25 protein-coding genes are annotated in these 24,950 nt (G+C 55.4%); 12 read left to right on the plus strand and 13 right to left on the minus strand.

The window, feature by feature from the left end; translation table 11 throughout:
- Positions 1-66 precede the first annotated feature (66 nt).
- Complete coding sequence (locus tag AC6I8W_RS09660; RefSeq protein WP_497838152.1) at positions 67-975, minus strand: LysR family transcriptional regulator; 909 nt, start codon at positions 973-975, stop codon at positions 67-69.
- Between the two features lie 91 nt (positions 976-1,066).
- Between AC6I8W_RS09660 and AC6I8W_RS09665 the strand changes: the two genes are divergently transcribed.
- Together AC6I8W_RS09665 and AC6I8W_RS09670 are read left to right on the plus strand one after the other, a co-directional pair.
- Positions 1,067-1,693, plus strand: coding sequence for a glutathione S-transferase family protein (locus AC6I8W_RS09665; RefSeq protein ID WP_497837949.1), 627 nt, complete (start codon positions 1,067-1,069; stop codon positions 1,691-1,693).
- Positions 1,677-2,525, plus strand: a complete 849-nt coding sequence (locus AC6I8W_RS09670; RefSeq protein ID WP_497837950.1) for a pyridoxamine 5'-phosphate oxidase family protein — start codon at positions 1,677-1,679, stop codon at positions 2,523-2,525. Before AC6I8W_RS09665 ends, AC6I8W_RS09670 begins: the two co-directional genes overlap by 17 nt.
- A 58-nt stretch (positions 2,526-2,583) precedes the next feature.
- Here the strand turns inward: AC6I8W_RS09670 and dtpA are convergent, their stop codons facing one another.
- The gene (gene dtpA, locus AC6I8W_RS09675; RefSeq protein WP_497837951.1) at positions 2,584-4,089 is read right to left on the minus strand and encodes a dipeptide/tripeptide permease DtpA; all 1,506 of its coding nucleotides are present in this window, start codon (positions 4,087-4,089) and stop codon (positions 2,584-2,586) included.
- Between the two features lie 682 nt (positions 4,090-4,771).
- Here dtpA and betI point away from each other — a divergent pair.
- From betI to AC6I8W_RS09695, 4 genes are all read left to right on the plus strand, one after another.
- Entirely contained in the window at positions 4,772-5,377 is a 606-nt protein-coding gene (betI, locus tag AC6I8W_RS09680) for a transcriptional regulator BetI (protein ID WP_497837952.1), read from the plus strand.
- Between the two features lie 9 nt (positions 5,378-5,386).
- Positions 5,387-6,853, plus strand: a complete 1,467-nt coding sequence (gene betB, locus AC6I8W_RS09685) for a betaine-aldehyde dehydrogenase (RefSeq protein WP_497837953.1) — start codon at positions 5,387-5,389, stop codon at positions 6,851-6,853.
- Between the two features lie 47 nt (positions 6,854-6,900).
- Entirely contained in the window at positions 6,901-8,544 is a 1,644-nt protein-coding gene (gene betA, locus AC6I8W_RS09690; RefSeq protein ID WP_497837954.1) for a choline dehydrogenase, read from the plus strand.
- 89 nt (positions 8,545-8,633) lie between these two features.
- Positions 8,634-9,323, plus strand: coding sequence for a CTP synthase C-terminal region-related (seleno)protein (locus AC6I8W_RS09695; protein ID WP_497837955.1), 690 nt, complete (start codon positions 8,634-8,636; stop codon positions 9,321-9,323).
- A 122-nt stretch (positions 9,324-9,445) separates the two neighbouring features.
- On the opposite strand, the gene AC6I8W_RS09700 is transcribed toward AC6I8W_RS09695, so the two are convergent.
- The 10 genes from AC6I8W_RS09700 to ydgT form a co-directional block, all read right to left on the minus strand.
- On the minus strand, positions 9,446-10,399 hold the full coding sequence (locus tag AC6I8W_RS09700; RefSeq protein ID WP_497837956.1) for a zinc-dependent alcohol dehydrogenase family protein: 954 nt from the start codon (positions 10,397-10,399) through the stop codon (positions 9,446-9,448).
- 11 nt (positions 10,400-10,410) lie between these two features.
- A complete protein-coding gene (gene nth / locus AC6I8W_RS09705) occupies positions 10,411-11,043 on the minus strand; it encodes an endonuclease III (RefSeq protein ID WP_497837957.1) in 633 nt (210 codons plus the stop codon).
- Positions 11,040-11,741, minus strand: coding sequence for an electron transport complex subunit E (locus AC6I8W_RS09710; RefSeq protein WP_208725368.1), 702 nt, complete (start codon positions 11,739-11,741; stop codon positions 11,040-11,042). The genes nth and AC6I8W_RS09710 overlap by 4 nt, the downstream gene beginning before the upstream one ends.
- On the minus strand, positions 11,738-12,367 hold the full coding sequence (gene rsxG / locus AC6I8W_RS09715) for an electron transport complex subunit RsxG (RefSeq protein WP_497837958.1): 630 nt from the start codon (positions 12,365-12,367) through the stop codon (positions 11,738-11,740). Before rsxG ends, AC6I8W_RS09710 begins: the two co-directional genes overlap by 4 nt.
- A 3-nt stretch (positions 12,368-12,370) precedes the next feature.
- Positions 12,371-13,429, minus strand: a complete 1,059-nt coding sequence (gene rsxD / locus AC6I8W_RS09720) for an electron transport complex subunit RsxD (RefSeq protein WP_497837959.1) — start codon at positions 13,427-13,429, stop codon at positions 12,371-12,373.
- A complete protein-coding gene (gene rsxC / locus AC6I8W_RS09725; RefSeq protein ID WP_497837960.1) occupies positions 13,430-15,673 on the minus strand; it encodes an electron transport complex subunit RsxC in 2,244 nt (747 codons plus the stop codon). It abuts the gene before it with no gap.
- A complete protein-coding gene (rsxB, locus tag AC6I8W_RS09730; RefSeq protein WP_497837961.1) occupies positions 15,666-16,244 on the minus strand; it encodes an electron transport complex subunit RsxB in 579 nt (192 codons plus the stop codon). The genes rsxC and rsxB overlap by 8 nt, the downstream gene beginning before the upstream one ends.
- Positions 16,244-16,825 (minus strand): electron transport complex subunit RsxA, encoded by a 582-nt coding sequence (gene rsxA / locus AC6I8W_RS09735; protein WP_497837962.1) that lies wholly within the window; start codon positions 16,823-16,825, stop codon positions 16,244-16,246. The genes rsxB and rsxA overlap by 1 nt, the downstream gene beginning before the upstream one ends.
- Before the next feature lie 123 nt (positions 16,826-16,948).
- Complete coding sequence (locus tag AC6I8W_RS09740) at positions 16,949-17,392, minus strand: DUF2569 domain-containing protein (RefSeq protein ID WP_480370949.1); 444 nt, start codon at positions 17,390-17,392, stop codon at positions 16,949-16,951.
- Positions 17,393-17,502: 110 nt separating this feature from the next.
- Positions 17,503-17,718: a transcription modulator YdgT gene (gene ydgT / locus AC6I8W_RS09745; RefSeq protein ID WP_480370952.1), complete on the minus strand. Its 216-nt coding sequence runs from the start codon at positions 17,716-17,718 to the stop codon at positions 17,503-17,505.
- Between the two features lie 673 nt (positions 17,719-18,391).
- On the opposite strand from ydgT, the gene ytfQ reads away from it, so the two are divergent.
- From ytfQ to AC6I8W_RS09775, 6 genes are all read left to right on the plus strand, one after another.
- Complete coding sequence (gene ytfQ, locus AC6I8W_RS09750; RefSeq protein WP_497837963.1) at positions 18,392-19,348, plus strand: galactofuranose ABC transporter, galactofuranose-binding protein YtfQ; 957 nt, start codon at positions 18,392-18,394, stop codon at positions 19,346-19,348.
- Between the two features lie 55 nt (positions 19,349-19,403).
- Complete coding sequence (locus AC6I8W_RS09755; RefSeq protein WP_497837964.1) at positions 19,404-20,924, plus strand: sugar ABC transporter ATP-binding protein; 1,521 nt, start codon at positions 19,404-19,406, stop codon at positions 20,922-20,924.
- Positions 20,917-21,933, plus strand: a complete 1,017-nt coding sequence (ytfT, locus tag AC6I8W_RS09760; RefSeq protein WP_497837965.1) for a galactofuranose ABC transporter, ATP-binding protein YtfT — start codon at positions 20,917-20,919, stop codon at positions 21,931-21,933. The genes AC6I8W_RS09755 and ytfT overlap by 8 nt, the downstream gene beginning before the upstream one ends.
- Complete coding sequence (yjfF, locus tag AC6I8W_RS09765) at positions 21,930-22,916, plus strand: galactofuranose ABC transporter, permease protein YjfF (RefSeq protein WP_497837966.1); 987 nt, start codon at positions 21,930-21,932, stop codon at positions 22,914-22,916. Before ytfT ends, yjfF begins: the two co-directional genes overlap by 4 nt.
- A gap of 223 nt (positions 22,917-23,139) precedes the next feature.
- A complete protein-coding gene (locus tag AC6I8W_RS09770; RefSeq protein ID WP_497838247.1) occupies positions 23,140-23,298 on the plus strand; it encodes a hypothetical protein in 159 nt (52 codons plus the stop codon).
- Complete coding sequence (locus AC6I8W_RS09775) at positions 23,273-23,356, plus strand: Rpn/YhgA-type helix-turn-helix domain-containing protein (RefSeq protein ID WP_497838153.1); 84 nt, start codon at positions 23,273-23,275, stop codon at positions 23,354-23,356. The genes AC6I8W_RS09770 and AC6I8W_RS09775 overlap by 26 nt, the downstream gene beginning before the upstream one ends.
- Before the next feature lie 83 nt (positions 23,357-23,439).
- Here AC6I8W_RS09775 and araA read toward each other — a convergent pair whose 3' ends face one another.
- Positions 23,440-24,942 carry an L-arabinose isomerase gene (gene araA / locus AC6I8W_RS09780; protein WP_497837967.1) on the minus strand — a complete coding sequence of 501 codons (1,503 nt, stop codon included), beginning with the start codon at positions 24,940-24,942 and terminating at the stop codon, positions 23,440-23,442.
- Positions 24,943-24,950: the final 8 nt, after the last annotated feature.

A 24,950-nucleotide genomic window follows, 5' to 3' on the forward strand; every position in this document is an offset into this window, starting at 1 on the left:
CCTCTCCTGGGTTTGTTGTGATCAAACCAGCATAATTCGGCAAAAAAGATTTGCCAGTGATACCGATCAGGAATCGTGGTTGAGAGGGTAAATTTCTTCATTAAAGCAGGGGAGTGTGGGCAAGCGCGCCAGCGAAAAATCCCAGAACTGACGGACTTTCGGTGTCATATTTCTCACCCGTTGCGTCACCAGTTGTACCGGCAACGCGGCAGGCTCCCACTCCGGCAATAAACGGATCAACGTTCCCGCGCGCAGCTCGTCCAGCACCTGATAGGAGAGTAAACGACCAATGCCCTGGTGGCCGCGCAGCGCCAGCAGTTGGCTTTCCACTTCATTTACGCGCAACCGAGGGGTGATGCGCACCCGGAGATCACGGGCAAAGCGCCATTCACGTGTCTGGCGAGTCCCGGCGATCAGCGCATGTTCGCTCAATGCAGAAGGATGCTGCGGGATGCCCGCGTGTTGCAGATACTTTGGACTGGCAATCAGCATACTGCGCACTTCGCCAACCCGGCGCGCCACCATCGAAGAATCCTGGAGTTCACCAATGCGCAGCGCGATATCCAGCCCGTTATCAATCAGGTCCTGATAGCTGTCGCTCAGTACCAACTCCAGCTGAATTTCCGGGTGAAGCGCGAGGAAGGTGTTCACCAGCGGCATTACATGGCGTCGGCCAAACTGAACCGGTGCTGTGACGCGTAGCAGTCCCTGCAATCCGCTATGGTGGGCGCTGTCCATCGCGGCCTGATAGTCAGTCAGCAACTGGCGCGCCTGCTCAAACAGTTGCCAACCGGCTTCGGTGGGAGCCAGTTGGCGCGTGGTGCGTTCAATTAATGTGGTGCCGAAGCGCTGCTCCAGCGCCGCCAGGGTGCGGGTGATCACCGGTGGAGAACGCTGTAAACGACGTGCGGCTGCCGCCAGGCTACCCTGTTGAATAACGGTGACGAACACCTGAAGTTCATCGAATCTGTCCATCATTATTCCTGATTTGGTAACAGTCTCTTGTTATAACCCGATCTTCATTACGTAAATCACAAGAGTAAGCTAAGCAAAAAAGGAGATCACCATGAAACTGTACAGCACCCCATTATCTGGTCATGCGCACCGCGTTCGTCTGTTATTGAATATGTTGCAATTGGATTATCAATGTATAGAGGCAGTGGCTGCCTTGCGCCAGCAATCTGAATTCCGTCAGCTCAATCCATGGCAGCAGATCCCGGTGCTGGTGGATGGTGAGGTAGTGATTTACGACAGCAACGCCATTCTGGTGTATCTGGTGCGGCGCTATGCTCCCGGCAGTCACTGGTTACCGGATGAGGCAGTCGCGGCTGCGCAGGTACAGTTGTGGTTGGGGAAAGCGGCCGGAGAGATTCGTTATGGCGTTGGGTCGGCGCGCTTAATTAAGCAATTTCAGACGCCGGAAGATTACGCCTCGGCGTGCAGCGTGGCGGCACGGTTTCTGCCGCAGATGGAAGCGCATTTGAGCACGCAACGCTGGCTGGTCGGTGAGCTGCCGACTATCGCCGATCTTGCCTGTTACGCCTATGTCGCTTGTGCGCCACAGGGCGGCATTTCATTGCAGCCGTGGCCCGCTATTCGCCAGTGGCTGGCACAGGTGGAGTCGCTACCCGGCTTTGAGGCGTTGCCATCATTGCCCCTTCCTGAGGACCGAGAAAATGTTTCATCCCGGTGAACAACGCGCCCAACAACTGGCGGGCTTTAGCCAGGTGCGGGCGGCTATTTATGATCAGATGCCGCTGCAACATCAGCTGTTCTTCGCGCAATTGCCGTATCTGTTGCTGGCGCAGCGCGATACTCGAGGCTGGCCGCTGGCGCATCTGTTAATGGCTGAACCCGGTTTCGTTCAGCCACTGGATGAGTATCATCTGGCTATCCGCGCCAGCGCGCTGCAACGGTCACCGTTACTGGAGCCACTGGCGGAAGGGGATGCACTGGCGATCCTTGGCATTGATTTCGCCACGCGCCGCCGCAATCGCGCCAATGGGCAGGTCGCCGCGATCGGGCCGGAACACCTGGTGATGCGGGTTAACGAGAGCTTTGGTAACTGTCCGCAATATATCCATCAGCATCCGTGGCGTTTTCCTGCGGTGCAGCAGGTTGAGGTGGAACAGACCACAGCGTTAAATTCTGAGGATCGGCAGTTGCTTAACCGCAGCCAAACCTTTTTTATCGCCAGCGGTTCACCGTCCGGCAGCATGGATATTTCTCATCGTGGTGGTCCTGCTGGCTTTCTGCGCTGGCATCCGTCGGGGGCGCTGTCTTTTGATGATTTCCCCGGCAACCGTTATATGAATACCCTGGGTAATCTGCTGTTGGATGCGCGCTGTGCGCTGTTGATCCCGGACTGGCAGCACGGTACCGCGCTGCATTTGCAGGGCGAGATCAGCATCGACTGGGCGGCGAAGAATGATGAAGGGAAAGTTATCCGGCGTCTGTGGTTTATGCCGCAGCGGGTGATGCGGCTGGGTGCGGGGGCTTGTTGGCAAACTGACACCGCCGCATAAAAAAACCGCCATCCCAGGGGATGACGGCTTAATCGTTTTTCCGGACTACACGGACAGATTATGAATTGGCGTTAGCGCGCTGCAATTCGGTCTGGGTGTCGTCCTGTGTCATGCGGTTCAACAGTGGGGCGGTGATCAGCATCAGGATGGCAATCACCCCAGTCGCGATACCGATCTGCTGGAATACATGGCTGTAAACGGCCAGTGAGGTGTGCGGATCGGTCACATCATTCGGCACCGCCATCAGGTTAGCCACTTTACCGGCGATCATCGCCGCGCCTGCGGTAGTCAGGAACCATGAACCCATGATAAAGCCCATCAGACGCTGTGGAACCAGCTGTGCCACCATTGCCAGGCCGAGGCCAGAGATCATCAGCTCACCCACGCTCTGCAACGCATAACTGAAGATCAACCAGTTGACCGACACGATACCCGCTTCATTGGCAAATTTGGCACCAAACGGCAGTACCAGGAAGGCAGCTGAACACAGCACCATACCAATGGCAAACTTGTGCGGCATCGGCAGTTTGTCGCCCATTTTGTTGTACACCGCCGCCAGGATCGGGCTGGCAAGCATGATCCAGAACGGGTTCAGCGCCTGGAACTGCTCCGGCTCAAAGGTGATGCCGAGAATGGCATGCTCAACGTTACGAATCGCGAAGAAGTTCAGCGAGGTCGGCATCTGCATATACAGTACGAAGAACACGATGGCTTCGACCATCAGCAGGAAGGCGACGATCATTTTACGACGTGCCGCGCCCTGCAAGGCAAAGGCTTCTTTGGCAAACACCATCACGATACCGATGGCGATGACACCCAGCGCCATGCGCGCGATGCTCTGATGATGCAGCAGCCAGGTTGCCAGGGCTACCAGAGCCACCACGCCAACCAGCGTTATCAGTAATTTGTTGATCTGCAACGGTGCGAAGTCCGGTTTGGAACCGTAGTTTTTCACCAGACGCTGGCAGAACAGGAAGTTAAGCAGGGTAATCACCAGACCGACTACCGACAGCGAGAACGCCGCGCCCCAGCCATATTTGGCCGCCAGCCACGGTGTCAACATCATGGAGAACAGCGAACCGACATTGATCGACATGTAGAACATGGTGAATGCACCGTCGATACGCGGGTCGTCTTTCTCGTAACAAGTGGAGAGCAGGGAAGACGGGTTAGCTTTAAACAGGCCGCTACCGACCGCAATGGTGGCCATGCCGACATACACCATGCTGGTGTCATGACCCGAGAAGGCGACTAAAGCATAACCCAGCGCCAGGACCATCACCCCGAGTACGATGACACGTTTGGTGCCCAGCACTTTATCACCCAGCCAGCCGCCAATGGCGACCAGACCGTAAACCAGGGCACTAAACGAGGTGAACAGGGTGATGGAGTCTGCTTCAGACATCCCCAGCTGTTTCACCAGGTAAACCGCCATAATGGCTTGCAGGCCGTAGTAACCAAAACGTTCCCACAGTTCGATCGAGAAGATCAGGTAGAACGCTTTCGGTTGCTTGAACGCGTTGAGGCTGACTGCCTCATCAGTGTGTTTGTTTGCAGTTGACACGAGTACCTCAGTTTATACATAGCCTGTTTTTTGACAGGAATTAAGTCTGCGTCAGGCTGGGTAAATCCTGCGCAACATTGTTATTAGATAGGAAAAACGGCGCCTAATTTGGCTGAATCAGGCCAGCAGGGCAAGTACTTTTTACACGCTGAAATACCTGCTAAAGGTAGGGTTAAAGCAATTATAAAAAGTTGTTAATTAGTGTTAAATGCCGAATGAAGTCATTATATCAGGATAATCGGTTGCTTTGCAGATCCTGGAGATCATTTTCATGATATAAACTGCGATTATTCCTATTTTCAGGATATATACCTGTTGTATGAAACATAAACAAAAAATAAACCTGATAACGGCTGCTTTTTAAGCATGATGGGTTGATTTTTAAACAAAAAGATCCGCGTTAAGTTTCCAGTACGCTAATTAGTTGATCCTGCGCACAAAAATACGAATTATTTTTAAATGTAAAAAAGAAAACGTTTGCGGAACGCTTTTCAGGCAGATAAAAACCGATATTCAGGCGGCTATCAGGCATAAGCAGCAGCTTTATCGCACTAAATGCAAATACCGCAAATGGCACCTGCTGTCAGCCATTGGGGGTTAACAAGTTCAATTTTTATTGATTGATCGTTCAATATAAAAAAACTACACTTTTTCACATCCCTAAATACAACCGATGAACACCATGCCAAAAGTTGGAATGAAAGCCATTCGGCAGGCGCAGTTGATTCAGGCGACCCTGACGGTTATCGATTGCGTGGGTTTGGCTGATGCCAGCATCGCGCTGATTGCCAAAGAAGCCGGGGTTTCAACCGGTATCGTCAGCCATTACTTTGGCGATAAAAACGGTCTGCTGGATGCCTGTATGCGGAAGATCCTCGCCGACCTTTATCTGGCGGTGGAGCGGCAAAGGCGGCAGGCAAATGACACGCCAGAAGCGCAGCTCCGCGCCATCATCGATGGCAACTTCGACCCGTCACAGGTCGAAGGGCCGGTGCTCACCACCTGGCTGGTGTTCTGGAGCAGCAGCCTGCATCACGACAGCCTGCAACGTTTGCAGCGTATTAATGACAAACGCCTGTGGTCGAACATCACTGCGCAGTTTGCCCGCGTGATGCCGCGTGAGCAGGCGCGTGCCGCAGGCAGCAGTCTGGCGGCGTTAATTGACGGGTTGTGGCTGCGTATGACGCTGGCACCGCAGCCGATGTCACAGGGGCTGACGCAGGCGCGCCAGCTTTGTTATCAAAATCTTGCCCTGTGGCTGACCGCCGCCGGGCCAACTCTATCCTGAGGAGGACGCATGGCTGATATCCCCCGTCGTGGCTTGTACATCAATGGTCAGGCGTGTCCGGGTAACGGACCCCTGTTTACCACCATCAACCCGGCGAATGGCCAGGTGCTGGCAGAAATTACCTCCGCCAGTGGCGAGGATATTGAACGCGCGGTAGTGACTGCGTGTGAAGGACAGCGCATCTGGCGCGGTTATACACCGGTGGAGCGTGGCCGCGTGCTGCTGAAAGCGGTGGCCTTGTTGCGCGAACGTAATCAGGTGTTGGCGGAGCTGGAAACCGCCGATACCGGTAAGCCGATCAGTGAAACTGCCGCCGTTGATATCGTCACCGGTGCGGACGTGCTGGAGTATTACGCCGGTCTGGCCCCGGCATTGCAGGGCGAGCAGATTCCGCTGCGTGACACCGCGCTGGTGTACACGCGCCGTGAGCCGCTGGGCGTCTGCGCCGGTATTGGTGCATGGAACTACCCAATTCAAATTGCGTTGTGGAAAAGCGCCCCGGCGCTGGCTGCGGGTAATGCAATGGTGTTTAAGCCCAGTGAAGTCACACCGCTGAGCGCACTGGAGCTGGCAAAAATCTACAGCGAAGCCGGGCTACCGGATGGCGTGTTTAACGTGGTACAGGGCGCGGGTGAAGTAGGACAGGCGCTCAGCCAGCACCCCCGAATCGATAAAGTCTCCTTCACCGGCGAGGTGAGTACCGGTAAACGGGTGATGGCGGATGCCGCACTGGCCAATCTCAAGGAAGTCACCATGGAGCTGGGCGGCAAGTCACCGTTGATCGTATTTGCCGACGCAGACCTTGAGCGTGCTGTCGATGGCGCGTTGATGGCAAATTTCTATAGCAGCGGGCAGGTATGCACCAACGGCACCCGTGTGTTCGTGCAGCGCACTATCCAGGCGCAGTTTGAGCAGCGTCTGCTGGAAAAAATGCAGGGTATCCGCATCGGCGATCCGCTGGACGCCACGGTGAATTTTGGCCCACTGGTCAGCGAGCAGCACTGTCGTAAAGTCGAGAGCTACCTGAAACTCGGCAAGGAGCAGGGCGCCCGTCTGTTGGCAGGCGGCCACCGCATTATCGATGGCCCGCTGGCGCGCGGTTGTTATATCGAACCGACGGTATTTAGCGATTGCCACGATGAGATGCGTATCGTACGTGAGGAGATCTTTGGTCCGGTGATGAGCATCCTCACGTTCGACAGCGAGGAAGAGGTCATTCAGCGCGCTAACGATACTGAGTTGGGGCTGGCCGCCGGGATTTTCACCCGTGACCTGAATCTCGCTCATCGCGTAATCCATCAGCTTGAAGCCGGGATCTGCTGGATTAACAGCTGGGGCGAATCCCCCGCACCAATGCCAGTCGGCGGCTATAAGCAATCAGGACTGGGGCGTGAAAATGGCATCGCTACACTACAGCACTACACCCGCACCAAATCGGTGTTAATTGAGCTGGGCGACTACCCGAGCGCATTTTGAGTTTTTTTACCACCGGCGGTGTGCCGCCGGTGTGAACTGGAGGTTTAATGCAGAAATTTGATTACATCATTATTGGTGCGGGTTCCGCAGGCAATGTGCTGGCGACCCGTTTAACTGAGGATGCTGACGTATCGGTACTGTTACTGGAAGCGGGCGGACGCGATTACCGCTGGGACTTCCGTACCCAAATGCCAGCCGCTTTGGCTTATCCATTGCAGGGCAAGCGTTACAACTGGGCCTATGAAACCGAGCCGGAACCGCAGATGAATCAGCGCCGCATGGAGTGTGGCCGTGGTAAAGGATTGGGCGGTTCCTCATTGATCAACGGCATGTGTTATATCCGTGGCAATGCGCTGGATTATGATAACTGGGCAAAGAAAACCGGACTGGAGCAATGGTCATACCGTCACTGCCTGCCTTATTTCCGCAAAGCAGAAAAGCGCGATGTCGGTGCTAACGATTATCATGGCGGAGAAGGCTATCTCAGTGTGACTACCGCGAAAACCGGCAACAATCCGTTGTATCGCGCCTTTGTTGATGCTGCCAAACAGGCCGGACACGCGGAAACCGAGGACCTCAACGGCTTCCGTCAGGATGGCTTTGGCCCGATGGATCGCACTGTGACCCAACAGGGCCGCCGTTCCAGTACCGCACGTGGCTATCTCGATGTGGCGAAGCAGCGTCCCAATCTCACCATCATCACCCATGCGCAGACCGACCGGATTGCCTTTGACGGCAAAACTGCCACCGGCGTGTGTTGGTTGGTCAAAGGACAGCCGCATCAGGCTCAGGCACGACGTGAGGTGTTGTTATGTGCCGGGGCGATCGCTTCGCCACAAATTCTGCAACGTTCCGGTGTGGGTCCCGAGGAGTGGCTGCGTGAACTGGAAATTGATGTGGTGCATGCGTTGCCCGGCGTGGGTCGTAATTTGCAGGATCATCTGGAAATTTACATGCAATATCGCTGCAAACAACCGGTAAGCCTCTATCCGGCATTGCAGTGGTGGAATCAACCGGCGATTGGCGCGGAATGGCTACTGAAAGGGACGGGTGTGGGGGCCAGCAACCAGTTCGAAGCGGGCGGGTTTATCTGTAGTGATGACCAGCCAGACTGGCCGGATCTGCAATACCATTTCCTGCCAGTGGCGATTAACTACAATGGCAGCAGTCCGGTCAAAGAGCACGGTTTTCAAGCCCATGTCGGGCCGATGCGTTCCATGAGTCGCGGACGGGTGAAACTGACGTCGAAAGATCCTTATGCTGCGCCGTCGATTTTTTTCAATTACATGTCACAGGATCGAGACTGGCAGGAGTTTCGCGCCGCAGTGCGTCTGACGCGCGAAATCATGCGTCAGCCCGCATTGGCTGACTATTGTGGCACTGAAATTCAGCCGGGACCGGCAGTACAAACTGATGAGCAAATTGACGCTTTTATCCGCTCACACGCCGAGACGGCCTATCATCCCTGCGGCAGTTGTGCGATGGGTTATGGTGAGATGGATGTGGTGGACAGCGTTGGACGCGTACACGGCTTGCAGCAGTTGCGTGTGATCGATGCTTCGATTATGCCGCAAATCACTACCGGTAATCTGAATGCGCCGACGGTGATGATCGCCGAGAAAATTGCCGACGCGATTCGTGGACGGGCAGCGCTGGCCACGTCCGAAGCAGATTATTACGTGCAGGGTTAAAAACCGGTTGCGGCGCGATTTATCGCGCCGGAACATGACAGCCAGACATCTTTGCTGTAACCTCCTTTTTTCCCCGAAAGGACGTTACCATGACGCAGTCAGTTCGTGTCGCCCTTGTTGGCGATTACCGTGCCAGTGCCGTCGCGCACCAGGCCATTCCACCCGCAGTCCAGCTTGCCGCTCAACATCTCAATCTCAACGTCACCGCCGACTGGATAGCCACCCCCGAAATCCACATCCCCGCTTTTGCTGACTATGATGCCATCTGGGTCGTACCCGGCAGTCCATATCAAAACGATGTTGGGGTGTTCGCCACTATTCAGTGGGCGCGTGAAAACAGCACACCTTTTCTCGGTTCCTGCGGTGGTTTTCAATACGCGGTGATCGAGTATGCGCGCAATGTACTTGGCTGGGATGATGCCGCCCATGCGGAAACGGATAAAGAGGGACGTTGGGTGATTGCGCCGCTCAGTTGTTCACTGGTGGAACAGCGTGGCGAAGTGACCTTTAAACCCGGTTCCCGTATCGCTGAGGCCTACGGGGCGCTGCAAAGTGATGAAGGGTATCACTGCAACTTCGGCGTCAACCCTGAATTCAGCCAGGCACTGGAGACACACAACCTGCATATCACCTCATGGGATTTGGCGGGAGATGTGCGTGGGATTGAACTGAACGATCACCCGTTCTTTATTGCGACGCTGTTCCAGTCGGAACGTGCCGCGCTGCAAAACCGTCTTTCGCCGTTGGTGGTAGCCTGGTTGCAGGCGGCAATGCGTTAATTCTGGCGGCGCGAGGCGTATTTGCGCGATAAATCGCGCCGCTACAACTCCCCTACATCCCGTTTTGCGTGACAAATCCCGCACCCACCGTAGCGGCGCGATTTATCGCGCGTTTTGGTCGCTTATGAAAATTGCAGCAACGGTTTCTGGCTGCGACCAGATTGATGATAGAAATGAATCGCCCCTCGCCACTGATCAAACGGGAAAACAGCAACCTCGCCGCAGTCACTGCTACGCAGCAGCGGCCAAAGTTCAGCAAACAATTGCTGCCATGACTCGGGCGTTAGCGCATCAAGATAATGGCGAACATGAAACCAATGCAGAGCAGGCAGGGCCGCGTTGACGCGTACCGGCTGACCGGTCAGCACGCCATAGGCAATAAACTGCGCATCAGCAGGCAGCGATTGCCAGATAAGTTGTCCGGTCGCACCACCGGTGGCATCGAACACTAAATCCGCACCCGCAGCGATTTGACAGATTTCCTCATGTTGATCCTGCTGCAATGCACCGATACCAAGACGCTGTAACCGTGCCGCATGTTCGGGAGCACGATAGATAGCGGTCACGCTGCGTGCGCCCATCAGCAACGCCCATTGTGCCAGCAGCAACGCGCAGGCCGAACCGCCAGCCGTAAGCAGCAGGTGTTTATCGGCGGGTGACCCGTTTTTCAGCATCAGCAACGCGGCCAGCGGATTGATATAGGCACGGGCCGCTAACGTGCTGTCGATATCATCCGGCACCGGAATAGCGAGGGCTGCATCGCATTCGACATAGCGCTGCCAGGTTCCCGTACCGCGCAGCGGCAGCACCCGCTTGCCGAGTAATCCGGCAAACGTAGCCGGGGCGGCGACTACCGTTCCCACGCCTTCATAACCCGCGACCCGCGGCGGGGTGACGCGGTGACGATAGGCACCGGTTATCGGGATCAAATCAGAGGCATTGACCGGGGCAAACTGCATCTGCACGCGCAGTTGCGAAGATGCCAGCGGCACAAGTGGGGAAGGTTCGAGGGAAAGGACTTCAGAGGGGGTGCCAAACTGCCGGAAAATTAACGCTGCATTCTTAGCTGCGGCCATGGCATCCCCCATTATTCCGTTTTGGCATCAAACTCGCACAGATCTTCAATTAAGCAGGAACCGCAGCGCGGTTTGCGTGCCACGCAGGTGTAGCGGCCATGCAGGATCAGCCAGTGATGACAATCAACCTTAAAGGCTTTCGGCACCACCTTGAGCAGTTTTTCTTCCACTTCTTCGACGTTTTTACCCGGAGCAAAACGGGTGCGGTTGCTGACGCGAAAGATATGGGTATCGACGGCGATAGTTGGCCAGCCAAAAGCAGTATTCAGCACCACATTGGCGGTTTTGCGTCCCACACCAGGCAGTGCTTCTAACGCGGCACGATCTTCCGGTACCTCGCCACCATGTTGCTCCAGCAGGATACGGCAGGTTTTGATGACGTTTTCCGCTTTGCTGTTAAACAGGCCGATAGTTTTGATGTACTCCTTCACACCGTCCACACCCAGCGCCAGGATGCTGGCCGGAGTATTTGCCACCGGATAGAGCTTGGCAGTGGCTTTATTGACGCTGACATCCGTGGCCTGTGCCGAGAGCAGCACCGCAATCAATAATTCAAACGGCGAGCTGAAGTTCAGTTCGGTGGTGGGATGGGGATTTTCGTCGCGCAGGCGCGTCAGAATTTGTACGCGTTTATCCTGATTCACACTGCTTTCCCTGTCTGGCCCTGAGGTTCCGCTGCGGGCGTCTCGGCACGATTGGCCGCACGTTGTTTCATCTTTTGGTCAATAAGGTATTTTGCCGCCAGTAGCATACCCAGACCGATAAATGCGCCCGGCGGCAGCATCGCCAGCAGCATCGGTGAATCAAAATGCACCACTTCAATGCGCAGCACTTTGGCCCACGGGCCAAGCAACTGGTCTGCGCCATTAAACAGGGTGCCGCTGCCGATGATTTCACGAATCGAACCGAGAGTAACCATTGCACAGGTGGCTCCCATGCCGATGGCAAAGCCATCCAGCGCGGAAAGCGGGATGCTGCTTTTGGAGGCTACGGCTTCAGCACGCCCCACCACGATGCAGTTGGTCACAATCAGCGGGATAAAAATACCGAGTGATTGGTACAAACCGTGAGCGTAAGCGTTGATCAGCATCTGCACGCAGCTCACTACTGAGGCGATGATCATCACATAAATCGGGATACGAATATCCGCCGGCACCCAGCGGCGTGATGCGGAAATGGCGCTGTTGGTGATGGTCAGTACCAGCGTGGTGGCCAGACCAAGGCCGAGGGCGTTGGTGGCGGTGGATGTGACCGCCAGCAGCGGACAGAGTCCGAGCAGCTGCACCAGCGCGGAGTTATTTTTCCACAGGCCGCCTATCAGTAGATTTTTCGCTTCACTCATTTTGCCTCTCCACACTCGGGCAGCGATGACAGTTTCGCTGGCAGGGTTTCAATCAGTAACGCGGCGCGTTTGGTGGCATTGACCACCGCGCGCGGGGTGATGGTCGCACCGGTAAACTGGTCAAATTCACCGCCATCTTTTTTCACTGCAAAATTCTTGTCATCGGCACCGTGCACCACTTTGCCGTTGAAACTGTTGATCCAGTCAGAGACGCGCAACTCGATTTTATCACCGAGGCCGGGTGTTTCATGATGTTCAATGACGCGTACACCCAGCACTTTACCGTGGAAATCAGCGCCAACCAGCATTTCAATTGCTCCAGAATAGCCGTCTGGCGCGGTGGTCTCAAGCGCCACGGCGACCGGCGTGTCGCCTTTGCGCGCCAGAAAAAGATGGTGCGGTTTGCCGTTGCCAAGTGCCGGATCGGTAATCAGATAACATTCCTGTTGAATATGGTTGTCGTACAAATCAGTCGGCACTACCTGATCCAGCAGGTTTTTCTGTTGCAGCGCGGTCTGATGATCGACTGTGGGCTTGGTGACAAAGTTAACGATTGCCGTCAACCCGGTGGTGATCACCGCGAAAATCGCCAGCGTCAGCGCATTTTTACGAATAGTCTCGAACATCGGTTATTCCTTGCGATGGCCGTACACGCGCGGCTGGGTGTAGTAATCAATCAACGGGACACAAATGTTAGCCAGCAATACGGCAAACGCCACGCCATCCGGATAGCCGCCAAAACTGCGAATCAACCACACCAGCAGGCCGATCAGCGCGCCATAAATCAGACGGCCGCGATTGGTGGTGGAGGCGGTCACCGGGTCGGTGGCGATAAAAAACGCCCCCAGCATGGTGGCACCCGAAAACAGATGGATCAGCGGCGAGTTGAGTGACTGTGGAGAAAACAGCCAGCCGAGGGTGGCACAGAACGCCAACGACAGCAGAAAACTCACCGGGATATGCCAGCGGATAGCGTTTTTCGCCAGCAACAGCATACCGCCCAGCAAATAGCCGACGTTCACCCACTGCCAGCCGAGACCGGCCAGTACGCCATGATAAATCGGCTGTGCCAACAGCTGTTCGGCGCTGTGACCGGCGCGCAACCCAGTTTTAAAGGTATCAAGCGGTGTTGCCTGGCTGACGCCATCCACACCTAGTTGCAGTTGCTGCATGGTTTCACCCGCCAACGTGTGATGGGTGAAGATCATGCTGAGAGAATCAAGCAGACCAGGTTTGACTGACTGCAATGCGTCCGGTGGCATCCAACTGGTCATCTGCACCGGGAAGGAGATCAGCAGCACCACGTAACCGACCATGGCTGGGTTAAACGGATTCTGACCCAGACCGCCATACAGTTGTTTGGCAATCACGATGGCAAACACCGTACCGATCACCACCAGCCACCAGGGGGCCAGCGGCGGTAGGCTGATGCCCAGTAGCAGGGCGGTCAGCAGCGCGGAGTTATCTGCCAGGGTCGGCACCACCGGGGTTTTGCGCAGACGCAGAATCGCCCCTTCCGTTGCCCATGCGGTAGCAATCGCCAGTATTACCTGAATCAGAAAGCCAATGCCAAAAAAGTACCATTGCGCTGCCATGCCCGGCAGCGCAGCCAGCACCACCAGCAGCATGATACTGCCGGTGCTGCGGCGGTTATGGGTATAAGGGGAACTTGCGATACGAAAAGCCATTTAATCCTCAGACGGCGAAGGCTGCTGCGCGGCTTTACGCGCTTTGGCACGGGCGACCGCTGCGGCAATAGCTGCTTTACGCGGATCGGCGGAGTCAGGAGACGCAGCGGCCTCCGGTTCATTTGCTTCGGCGGGGGCCGGGGTTTGTGCTTGTTGCGCGGCAGCGGCTTTCTTTGCTTTGGCGCGGGCAATCGCGGCTTCGACGGCGGCTTTGCGTGGATCGACCGGTTCAGCCGGTGTGGCTTCAACCGGTTGTGCCGCAGCGGCTTTCTTCGCTTTGGCGCGGGATATCGCGGCTTCGACGGCGGCTTTGCGCGGATCGACCGGTTCAGCCGGTGTGGCTTCAACCGGTTGTGCCGCAGCAGCTTTCTTCGCTTTGGCACGGGCAATCGCGGCTTCGACGGCGGCTTTGCGCGGATCATCCGGTTCAGCCGGTGTGGCTTCAACGGGTTGTGCCGCAGCGGCTTTCTTTGCTTTGGCACGTGCAATGGCAGCTTCGACCGCCGCTTTACGTGGATCAGCCGCTTCGGCTGGATCGCTTTCAACCGGTTCTGGCGCAGTGGCTTTTTTCGCTTTGGCGCGCGCAATGGCGGCTTCGACGGCAGCTTTGCGCGGATCACTCGCTTGACGGCTTAGCGCCTGGGTTTCAGCCTGGGTTTCTGCCTGACGTGCTAACGCCTGGGCGTGACGCGCTGCGCTTTCCGCTGCTTCCTGTTCTGGGGTTTTGGCCTGACGTGCTTTTACCCGCGCCACGGCAGCATCCAGTTCACCCTGGTCACTGCGCGCTACACGCTGCTTCGCCTGCTCATGACGGGCTTCACGCGCCAGTTTTTCGCGTTCTAAACGCGCCTGACGTGCCTCAAAGCGGGCTTTGGCCTCGGCAGTACGTTTGGCTTCCAGGTCGATAGCACGCAGTTCAGCTTTTTCCTGGCGATAATATTGCACCAACGGAATATTGCTCGGGCAGACGTAGGCACAGGCACCGCATTCGATGCAGTCATCAATATGATGCGCACGAGCTTTATCGTGATCGCCGCCCTGGCTGTACCAGTAGAGCTGCTGCGGCAACAGTTTGGCCGGGCAGGCATCGGCACAGGCGCTGCAACGGATACAGGATTGCTCCTTCGGGGTGCTGCCCATCTCGCTGGCCGACGGGGCCAGAATACAGTTGGTAATTTTTACCACCGGCACGTCCAGCGACGGCAGAGTAAAGCCCATCAGCGGGCCACCCATAATCACCATCTGGCGTGCTGCCGGGGTGAAACCGACATGGTGCAGCAGGTGACTCACCGGGGTGCCAAGGCGGCCCCAGACGTTACGCGGCTGGGCGATGGCTTCTCCGGTCAGCGTTACCACGCGCTCGGTGATTGGCTCACCATCCACAATCGCGCGCTTCACCGCCCAGGCGGTACCGACGTTTTGCATTAGCACGCCGATATCGGTGGAGCGGCCACCGTGCGGCACTTCCAGACCGGTCAGAATTTGGGTCAGCTGTTTGGCACCACCGGAGGGGTATTTGGTGGGGATCACCCGCAGTTGCAAATCGCGTTCACCGGCCAGCGCCTGTTTCAGCGCGGCAATGGCAGCCGGTTTGTTATCTTCGACACCGATCAACACGCGCTCCGCCTGCAACACCCAGGCGAGAATACGGCATCCTTCCAGCACTTCTACGGCGCAATCCTGCATCAGGCGGTCATCGGCGGTGATATAAGGTTCGCACTCGGCGGCATTGATGATCAGGGTTTTGACGCCGCGCAGGCCTCCGCGCAATTTGGTGGCCGTGGGGAAGCCTGCGCCACCCAGTCCGGCGATCCCGGCGTCATGGATGCGTTTGACCACCTCTTCGCGCGTCAGAGCACGGTAATCAGGTTGCGGGTCAAGCGTGGTCCAGCGATCCTCACCGTCGGCGGTCAGGAAAATACACAGCTCAGACAACCCGGATGGGTGGGCAGTCATATGAGGGGCGATGGCTTCAATAGTGCCAGAGGTAGGGGCGTGCACCGGCAGCATCCGGCCATTGCCGAACGTCAGTGGCTGGCCGCGCAGCACATGTTCACCGGGCGCAACACAGATCTCGCCTTCATGGCCAATATGTTGCTTCAGCGGGATAATAAAACGCTCCGGCAGCGGGAGCTGGCTGAGCGGGGTGCCGTTCGACTGTGTTTTCATTTCCGGCGGATGAATGCCGCCCTGAAAATCCCACAATTTCTCTTTGCGGAACAGGGTATTAAGCAAATTAAGCATGGCTTTCTACCGGAATCACCCGTACAGGAATAGTTTCAAGATCCCACTTCCAGTTGGCCGTGGTGGTGGCAACCGGACGCATCTCGATGCAGTCGGTCGGGCAAGGGGCGACGCAGAGATCGCAACCGGTGCAGACATCGCTCAGCACGGTGTGCATTGCACGGGTGGCACCGACAATCGCGTCGACCGGGCAAGCCTGAATACATTTGGTACAACCGATGCAGTTGGCTTCGTCGATCCACGCTACGGTGCGTACCGGTGCCAGCACCTCTTCACCGCCATCCAGCGGTTGCGGCTCGACGTTCAGCAGCGCCGCCAGTTTCAGCATGGTCTGCTCACCACCGGGGGCGCATTTGTTGATCGCCTCACCATTATTCCCGACAGCATCCGCATAGGGACGGCAACCCGGATAGCCGCACTGACCGCACTGACTTTGCGGCAGAATGGCATCAATCTGTTCAACAATCGGGTCTTCTTCGACGGCAAAACGGCGCGCAGCGTAGCCGAGCAGGCCACCAAAAATCAGGCTCAGGGCGCTTAATACGGCAATAGCAATCCAAATCGCGGTCATCAGAATTTCACCAGACCGCTGAAGCCCATAAACGCCAGCGCCATCAGGCCAGCGGTGATCAGAGCGATCGAGTTGCCTTTGAACGGCATCGGGACATCGGCCAGCACCAGGCGTTCACGAATCCCGGCGAACAACACCATCACCAGTGAGAAACCGAGCGAGGCGCTAAATCCATACAATGCCGCCTGCAAAAAGGTGTGGTTCAGGTTAACACTCAGCAATGGCACGCCCAGTACTGCACAGTTGGTAGTGATCAACGGCAGAAAGATACCGAGCAGGCGATAGAGCGATGGACTGGTTTTACGCACCACCATTTCGGTGAACTGCACTACCACGGCAATCACGAGGATATAGGCCATGGTACGCAAATAGACTAAGTCGAGCGGTACCAGGATCAAATGGTTGACCAGCCATGCACAGATAGACGCCAGCGTGATCACGAAGGTGGTGGCAAGTCCCATGCCAATGGCCGTTTCCAGTTTTTTTGACACACCCATGAACGGGCAAAGTCCAAGGAACTTTACCAAAACGAAGTTGTTCACCAGTACGGTGCCAATAAACAGCAGTAAATAATCGGTCATTATGAAACCTGGGAAGCCGAAAGGCGTCTATTATCCGGAATTGAGAGCTGTATCTCAACCCGAGCCGCGTCTGCAGCACGGTTGAGAGCACTCAGAATTAAATTCCTGACGATTCTTGCGCCATTACGGCTGGATAAACGTCTGTTTTACGCGTTGGGAGCGTTTGAAATAGGGAACAAACACCGCCGCAGCCAACAGCGACAGCAGTAATGTCTGAATCGCTTTGCTGTCGGATACCGGGGTAAAGGCAAAGGTTTTCATGGCCAGCAGCACCGTCATCAGCAGCCAGAGAATGTAATGGCGTGGCAGACGGCGTGAGCGTTTGCAGAAAATCCAGCACACCCAAATGCTATATACCCAAACCAGGCCTGCCGTCAGTAAGGAAATTGACCATTGCGTCAGCAGCAATCCGCCGTGGGAAAACAGCGTGGTACGAAGTTCAGGGTTAAACAGCGGGCTAAGATACATGGCGACCACCAGTGCGCTGGTGAGCATCGTCATAATCAGCCAGGCGAGCGGCAGTAACAGCCAGCCAGCAATGCGCGGGGGATTTACCGGTTCGGTCATCGAATAAGTCCAGTTACCAGGAAAAGGTGTGGCAGAGCGTATCATGTCCAAACGGGGCACGCCCGACCTGGACAACGCAATATTATCGAGAAGCAGGAAACAGCAGCGAATTATACCACGTAACGCCAGACTGACTTTGGCACGCGACCGAGATCGAACAGGCGACCACCAGAAGCGAGTTCAGCACGACGATGATCGGCGGCGCGATACATATTGATGATGTCATTATCGTCAGTCAGCGAATAATTGAGGTGGTCGTAGAGTTTTTCCAGACTCTCAAGATTATTTACTTTACGGAATTTCAGCAGGTAATCGAGCGCAGTCATGATTGCCATTAATAAATAAAGAACAGGGAAGCGCCAAGTATAGGGAGCACGCAGCGAGAGTCCATATGTCAACGGTAAAAAAATTCAAAAATCAGACAAAGTGAGCTAATTTGCTCATCAAAAGACACTTTTTTACCCTTTTTATCTTTTATTATTCGTCAAAATGGTGAAATTAAGCCAAATCTTTGCCTGCGGTTCGGGCTGTGGTGAGCAAAACGCACAATCCGATTTATCAAATTAGCTGGCGTTATTTTCCAGGTTTTATAACGTTATTTTCTGTTACAAGGCGAAGAGAGTTTCCGATTTATTACCAACTGGTTGGTATTTTTCTGTACACGCTCTGAAACCTCACATCACAATGTGTGCGTTTAGTCACAAATCGATCAATTCCTTTCCTGAAAGCCTCGTAACCATTCTTTACGCGGTGCCTGTAATCGTTTCCAGCACTAAGCGACATAAGCGATTCTCTTTATTACATTTATTTAACGGCAGATGCGCGAAATACCAGGTGTTTTGTCCATAACTGCCGTGAGTGTTTTGTCGCTAATCTTAGCGTAACCCCTTTAATTCATTCTGTTTTGTGAGGCGTGTCGCTCTCAAAGGACGGCTTTTGCGCCAGGCTTAAACCGCGTTTGTACCCCCTACAGCACAGTCCCTTCAGAGGAATGAAATTATGTGGAAACGTTTACTCTTGTCCGTCATGGTGAGCGCAGCAATCAGCGCACCGGTTCTGGCGGCTGATATGACAGTCGGATTCTCACAGGTTGGTTCGGAATCCGGCTGGCGTTCTGCGGAAACGAATGTGGCAAAAACCGAAGCGCAGAAGCGCGGCATCACGCTGAAAATCGCAGATGGTCAGCAGAAACAGGAAAACCAGATCAAGGCGGTGCGTTCATTCATCGCTCAGGGTGTGGATGCCATCTTTATCGCCCCGGTGGTACAGACTGGCTGGGAACCGGTTTTGGAAGAAGCCAAAGACGCCAAGATCCCGGTATTCCTGCTCGACCGCGCGATCGTGGTCAATGATAAGTCCCTGTATGAAGCGGTGGTGACGGCGGATAACGTGCTGGAAGGCAAACTGATTGGCGACTGGCTGGTGAAAACTGTCGGCAGCAAGCAGTGTAACGTAGTGGAACTGCAAGGCACCGTCGGTGCCAGCGTGGCGATTGACCGTAAGAAAGGCTTTGCTGAAGCGATTGCCGGACACCCCAACATCAAAATTATCCGTTCCCAGTCTGGCGACTTTACCCGTAGTAAAGGTAAAGAGGTGATGGAGAGTTTTATCAAAGCGGAGAACAACGGCAAAAATATCTGCATGGTGTTCGCACATAACGACGATATGGCAATCGGTGCCATTCAGGCCATCAAAGAAGCGGGCCTGAAACCGGGCAAAGATATCCTGACCGGCTCGATTGACGGTGTACCGGATATCTACAAAGCGATGCTGGCTGGCGAAGCCAATGCCAACGTGGAGCTGACGCCAAATATGGCCGGTCCAGCGTTTGATGCTCTGGAAAAACTGAAAAAAGACGGCACGCAGCCACCGAAAATCATCCGTACCGAGTCGAAATTGTTCCTGCCAGCGGATGCACAGACGGAGCTCGATAAGAAAAAGAACATGGGTTACTGATCCCCGCACCGCCCTCCGGGGCGGTTTTTCATGACGTAAGGCGAGGCAGGTGCGTATGACTACACCACAAGAAGAGGCACTGCTGACCATCAACGGTGTCAGCAAAGGTTTTCCCGGCGTGAAAGCGTTGGATAACGTGTCGTTCAGTATCCGCAAAGGCGAAATCATGGCGCTGCTGGGAGAGAACGGGGCGGGGAAATCGACGCTGATTAAAGTGCTGACCGGCGTCTACAGCCGCGATGCTGGGGTGATCACCCTGAATGGCAAAGCGATCACACCACATAATACCGGCGACGCCCAATTAATGGGGATTGGCACCGTTTACCAGGAAGTGAACCTGCTGCCCAATATGTCGGTGGCAGATAATTTATATATCGGTCGTGAGCCACGTCGCTTTGGCATGATCGATCGCAAACGCATGATACGCGATGCCGATGCGCTGATGCGTAAATATGGTTTTTCTCTCGATGTGACGCGTCAACTTGGGCATTACTCGGTGGCGATGCAGCAAATTATCGCCATCTGTCGCGCGGTGGACTTGTCGGCGCAGGTGCTGATCCTCGACGAACCGACCGCCAGTCTCGATGCCAGCGAGGTCGAGATGTTGTTTACCCTGATGGCGCAGTTAAAAGCTAAAGGGATGAGCCTGATTTTTGTCACCCACTTCCTCGATCAGGTGTATCGCATTACCGATCGCATCACGGTGCTGCGCAATGGTCAGTTTATTGCTACCCGTGACACCGCATCGCTGCCGCGTATTGAATTGATCAAGCTGATGCTGGGGCGCGAGCTGCTGGAAACCGCGTTGCAGCGGCAGGGCAGCACCTTGCGCAGCAATCAGCCGATAGTGGCGTTCGAAGATTACGGCAAGAAAGGCACCATCGAACCGTTCAGTTTGCAGGTGCGACCGGGTGAAGTGGTCGGGCTGGCCGGGCTGTTGGGTTCGGGGCGCACCGAAACCGCCGAGGTGTTGTTTGGCATCCGTCGGGCCGACCGCGGCACCGCTACCATTAAAGGTAAAGTGCAGCAGATTCGTACCCCGGCTAAAGCCTCGAAGTTGGGGATGGGTTTTTGCCCGGAGGACCGCAAAACCGATGGCATCATTGGCAAGGCATCGGTGCGGGAAAATATTATCCTCGCGTTGCAGGCCCAGCGCGGCTGGCTGCGACCGATTAAAAAACGTGAACAGCAGGCGATTGCGGAACGTTTTATTAAAAGTCTTGGCATCCGTACCCCGCATGCCGATCAGCCGGTTGAGTTGCTGTCGGGCGGCAATCAGCAGAAGGTGCTGCTGTCGCGCTGGCTGGTGACCAAACCGCAATTTCTGATCCTCGACGAACCCACACGCGGTATCGATGTTGGTGCTCATGCGGAGATTATTCGTCTGATTGAATCCCTGTGCGCAGATGGACTGGCGCTGCTGGTTATCTCCTCTGAACTCGAAGAACTGGTGGGCTACGCCGATCGCGTGTTGATAATGCGCGATTTGAAGCAGGTGGCTGAGATCCCGCTTGAGCAGCTGTCGGTGGCGTCGATTGTTAACGCTATCGCCCATGGAGGAGAACAACATGCTTGAATCCGATATGACGCCTGAAAAACCGAATCGGCGCAAGCCGAAACTGCCGCCCGGTATGCCGCAAATCGCCGCGCTGGTTCTGGTGCTACTGGTGGATAGCCTGGTGGCGAATAACTTTTTTGCCGTGCATTTACAGGATGGACGCCTGTTTGGTAGCCCGATCGATATTCTCAACCGCGCCGCGCCGGTGGCGTTGCTGGCAGTGGGGATGACGCTGGTGATTGCTACCGGGGGCATTGATTTGTCGGTAGGCGCGGTGATGGCGATTGCCGGGGCTACGGCGGCAACGCTGACCGTAGCGGGGCACAGTTTACCATTTATCATTCTTGCGACGCTGGGAACCGGGCTGGCATGTGGTTTATGGAACGGTGTGTTGGTGGCGTTGCTGCGTATTCAACCGTTCGTTGCCACCTTGATTTTAATGGTCGCTGGCCGCGGTGTGGCGCAGTTAATTACTCAGGGGCAAATCGTTACCTTCGATAATGACAATCTGTCGTGGTTTGGTAGCGGCTCGCTGTGGCTGTTGCCGGTGCCGGTATGGATTACGCTGCTGGTGGCGCTGGCGGTCTGGTTGTTGACGCGCAAGACGGCGTTAGGACTGTTTATCGAAGCCGTGGGGATTAACCTGCGCGCGGCGCGCAATGCGGGCGTGACCGGCTGGCTGGTGGTGATGTCGACATACGCGATCAGTGGCGTGTGCGCGGCGGTGGCCGGTTTGATTGTCGCTGCCGACATTCGCGGGGCGGATGCTAATAACGCCGGTTTGTGGCTGGAGCTGGACGCCATTCTGGCGGTGGTGATCGGTGGCGCATCGCTGATGGGCGGGCGTTTTAACCTGGTGTTATCGCTGATTGGTGCATTGATTATTCAGTCGATGAATACCGGGATTTTGCTGTCTGGTTTCCCACCCGAGCTGAACCAGGTGGTGAAAGCGGTGGTGGTGATGTGCGTGCTGTTGATCCAGTCACCGCGCTTTCTTGCCATGCTGAAACGGAGACGTCCATCATGATTAAACGTCATCTTCCACTGATGATCACCTTGCTGGTGTTTGTCGCCGGATATCTGTTCTGCCTCAGTCAGTTCCCCGGCTTCGCTTCCACGCGGGTGATTTGTAATATCCTGACGGATAACGCATTTCTCGGCATTATCGCCGTAGGGATGACGTTTGTGATTCTTTCCGGTGGGATTGACCTGTCGGTGGGGGCGGTGATCGCTTTCACCGGCGTGTTTCTGGCCCGCCTGATTGGTGATTACCATGTTGATCCCTTGCTGGCGTTTGCTCTGATCCTCGCATTGGGGGCAGCTTTTGGTGGCATGATGGGCTGGTTGATTGATGCGTTGAAAATTCCGGCATTTATCATCACGCTCGCTGGCATGTTTTTCCTGCGTGGGTGTAGCTATCTGGTATCAGAAAACTCGATCCCGATTGACCATCCGTTGTACGCCACGCTGTCGAGTCTGGCATGGAAAATCCCTGGCGGCGGGCGTTTAAGTTTGCTGGCGGTGATTATGCTGGTGGTGGTGGTGGGCGGCATACTGCTGGCGCACCGTACGCGCTTCGGTAATCAGGTGTATGCCATTGGCGGCAACCTGACATCAGCCCAGTTGATGGGGATTTCTACCCGCGCCACCACCATCAAGATCTATATGCTGTCGACCACGCTGGCCACGCTGGCGGGTATTGTGTTTTCCCTCTATACCTCGGCAGGTTATGCACTGGCGGGACTCGGCGTAGAGTTGGATGCGATTGCCTCGGTGGTGATTGGTGGCACGCTACTCTCCGGCGGCGTGGGAACGGTGCTGGGTACGTTGTTTGGTGTGCTGATTCAGGGGCTGATTCAGACCTGGATTAACTTTGACGGCACCCTCAGTTCATGGTGGACCAAAATCGCTATCGGTATCCTGTTGTTCGCCTTTATCGCGCTGCAACGCCTGCTGACCGTGATGTGGGATCGCCAGCAGAATGCGCCAGTTAAACGTTTAACATCCTGAGCTTTGTAAGGCATCTGGCGTAGCGGCGCGATTTATCGCGCGGGTTAAAACCCGGAGAAAAGCGTAATAAATTGCGCCGCTACCGATGTGTACAATATGATTTATTCGTGAACCCATTCTGAATTCCTTATATCCCTCTGATAATTCACAGCCTTATATTTCAGTGGGAAAACACCTTTGCTAACGTCCGGCCACGTTGATTTTCATGGCAAGAAACTCCTAAATGAATGCGACCCCCATACCGCATGATGCGTTGTTCAAACCGCAACGTAAGGAACAGATTATGACCATTGAACCACAATGGCGGCAGGAGTCACGTCAGGAAGGGCGTCAGTCGCCTGGAAATGGCGCAGCGGATGCTTGCGGAAAAACTGGACATTAAAATCATTATCGAGATAACAGGCTTGAGCGAAGCTGAGTTACGCGAACTTCATGCCTGATGGGGTTGTTTCGCAGTGCCGCCTGAGTTGAATGCAAATAAAAAGGGTCGCGATGCATTGCGACCCCATTACAGAACTGATGATCAACGCATTAAGCGGTAATACGCCTCATTCCAGCGCAGCGCATCTTTGAACGCCGGTAAACGCGTTTCCTCATCAATGACCAGCACCTCAATACCGTTCAGTTCGCCGTACAGATAGAGGTCGTCGAGGTCAAGCGCCTGGCTGAACACCGTATGGTGCGCGCCGCCGGCCAGAATCCAGGCCTCAGAGGCGGTTGCCAGTGACGGCTGTGCACGCCACAAGGCACGCGCGACCGGCAGTTTTGGCAATGGTTTCGGCTGTTCGATAGCATCCACTACATTGACCAGCAGACGGAAGCGGTCACCCAGATCGATCACGCTGGCATTTACCGCGCGTCCGGCAGGGGTAGAGAAAATCAGACGCGCCGGATCGGCTTTGCCACCAATACCAAGGAATTGCACATCAATCAGTGGTTTTTCCTCTTTGGCAATTGACGGGCACACCTCCAGCATATGCGATCCCAGCACCAGGTCATTGCCCGGCGAGAAGTGGTAGGTGTAATCCTCCATAAACGAGGTGCCGCCAGCACGATTGCCCGCCTGTACTTTCAGAATGTGCAACAGCGCGGCGGTTTTCCAGTCACCTTCCCCGGCAAAACCATAACCCTGACCCATCAGGCGCTGTACCGCCAGACCGGGAAGCTGTGTCATGCCGTGCAGCGTCTGGAAGTTGGTGGTGAAAGCTTTGCAGCCCTCTGCATCGAGGAAGCGTTTCAGACCCAGCTCAATACGCGCCGCATCCAGCACGTTTTGGCGCTTCTCACCATTTACCGCCGCGACGTCAGTGAAGCGATAATGGCTTTCATATTCATCGATCAGCGCATTGACGTCACCATCGCTGACGCTGTTGACCACGTCGACTAAATCACCGACGCCCCAGCCATTCACCGCATAACCAAACTGAATCTGTGCCGCGACTTTGTCACCTTCGGTTACTGCCACCTCACGCATGTTGTCACCGAAACGGGCGACTTTCAGCTGCTGACTGGCCTGGCGCGCCTGGGCGGCACGGATCCAACGACCGATACGCAGTTGGCTCTCTTTGTCCTGCCAATGACCAGTGACCACGCTGTGCTGAAGGCCCATACGTGCACCGATAAAGCCAAACTCACGACCACCATGCGCGGTCTGATTCAGGTTCATAAAATCCATATCCATGCTGTCCCACGGGATCTCAGCATTGAACTGGGTATGGAATTGCAGCAACGGCTTATTCAGGATGCTCAGGCCGCCAATCCACATTTTGGCGGGTGAGAAGGTGTGCAGCCAGGTAATGATGCCGATACATTCATTGGCATGGTTGGCTTCGCGACACAGAGCCAGCGCTTCGTCCGGCGACTTCACCAGCGGCTTCAGCACCAGTTGTAGCGGCAGGGTGCCTGCCTGATTGAGGCCATCCATCACCTGACGGGCGTGATGCTCCACCTGGCGTAAGGTCTCCGCCCCGTAGAGGTGCTGCGTACCAATGACAAACCACACCTGTTGTGTGTTGTGCTGTTCCATAAAACCAC

It is taken from the genome of Pantoea sp. X-Soil-TKNS-1211 (assembly GCF_059730495.1).

What these genes read in the sequence shown, in the direction of transcription:
- AC6I8W_RS09665 (WP_497837949.1), top strand. Translation starts at nt 1,067, where the DNA reads ATGAAACTGTACAGCACCCCATTATCTGGTCATGCGCACCGCGTTCGT.
- AC6I8W_RS09770 (WP_497838247.1), top strand. Translation starts at nt 23,140, where the DNA reads ATGAATGCGACCCCCATACCGCATGATGCGTTGTTCAAACCGCAACGT.
- betB (WP_497837953.1), top strand. Translation starts at nt 5,387, where the DNA reads ATGGCTGATATCCCCCGTCGTGGCTTGTACATCAATGGTCAGGCGTGT.
- rsxB (WP_497837961.1), bottom strand. Translation starts at nt 16,244, where the DNA reads ATGACCGCGATTTGGATTGCTATTGCCGTATTAAGCGCCCTGAGCCTG.
- AC6I8W_RS09660 (WP_497838152.1), bottom strand. Translation starts at nt 975, where the DNA reads ATGGACAGATTCGATGAACTTCAGGTGTTCGTCACCGTTATTCAACAG.
- betA (WP_497837954.1), top strand. Translation starts at nt 6,901, where the DNA reads ATGCAGAAATTTGATTACATCATTATTGGTGCGGGTTCCGCAGGCAAT.
- AC6I8W_RS09670 (WP_497837950.1), top strand. Translation starts at nt 1,677, where the DNA reads ATGTTTCATCCCGGTGAACAACGCGCCCAACAACTGGCGGGCTTTAGC.
- AC6I8W_RS09755 (WP_497837964.1), top strand. Translation starts at nt 19,404, where the DNA reads ATGACTACACCACAAGAAGAGGCACTGCTGACCATCAACGGTGTCAGC.
- ytfT (WP_497837965.1), top strand. Translation starts at nt 20,917, where the DNA reads ATGCTTGAATCCGATATGACGCCTGAAAAACCGAATCGGCGCAAGCCG.
- rsxG (WP_497837958.1), bottom strand. Translation starts at nt 12,367, where the DNA reads ATGTTCGAGACTATTCGTAAAAATGCGCTGACGCTGGCGATTTTCGCG.
- yjfF (WP_497837966.1), top strand. Translation starts at nt 21,930, where the DNA reads ATGATTAAACGTCATCTTCCACTGATGATCACCTTGCTGGTGTTTGTC.
- AC6I8W_RS09710 (WP_208725368.1), bottom strand. Translation starts at nt 11,741, where the DNA reads ATGAGTGAAGCGAAAAATCTACTGATAGGCGGCCTGTGGAAAAATAAC.
- rsxA (WP_497837962.1), bottom strand. Translation starts at nt 16,825, where the DNA reads ATGACCGATTATTTACTGCTGTTTATTGGCACCGTACTGGTGAACAAC.
- ydgT (WP_480370952.1), bottom strand. Translation starts at nt 17,718, where the DNA reads ATGACTGCGCTCGATTACCTGCTGAAATTCCGTAAAGTAAATAATCTT.
- AC6I8W_RS09740 (WP_480370949.1), bottom strand. Translation starts at nt 17,392, where the DNA reads ATGACCGAACCGGTAAATCCCCCGCGCATTGCTGGCTGGCTGTTACTG.
- ytfQ (WP_497837963.1), top strand. Translation starts at nt 18,392, where the DNA reads ATGTGGAAACGTTTACTCTTGTCCGTCATGGTGAGCGCAGCAATCAGC.
- betI (WP_497837952.1), top strand. Translation starts at nt 4,772, where the DNA reads ATGCCAAAAGTTGGAATGAAAGCCATTCGGCAGGCGCAGTTGATTCAG.
- araA (WP_497837967.1), bottom strand. Translation starts at nt 24,942, where the DNA reads ATGGAACAGCACAACACACAACAGGTGTGGTTTGTCATTGGTACGCAG.
- rsxC (WP_497837960.1), bottom strand. Translation starts at nt 15,673, where the DNA reads ATGCTTAATTTGCTTAATACCCTGTTCCGCAAAGAGAAATTGTGGGAT.
- rsxD (WP_497837959.1), bottom strand. Translation starts at nt 13,429, where the DNA reads ATGGCTTTTCGTATCGCAAGTTCCCCTTATACCCATAACCGCCGCAGC.
- AC6I8W_RS09700 (WP_497837956.1), bottom strand. Translation starts at nt 10,399, where the DNA reads ATGGCCGCAGCTAAGAATGCAGCGTTAATTTTCCGGCAGTTTGGCACC.
- AC6I8W_RS09775 (WP_497838153.1), top strand. Translation starts at nt 23,273, where the DNA reads ATGCTTGCGGAAAAACTGGACATTAAAATCATTATCGAGATAACAGGC.
- AC6I8W_RS09695 (WP_497837955.1), top strand. Translation starts at nt 8,634, where the DNA reads ATGACGCAGTCAGTTCGTGTCGCCCTTGTTGGCGATTACCGTGCCAGT.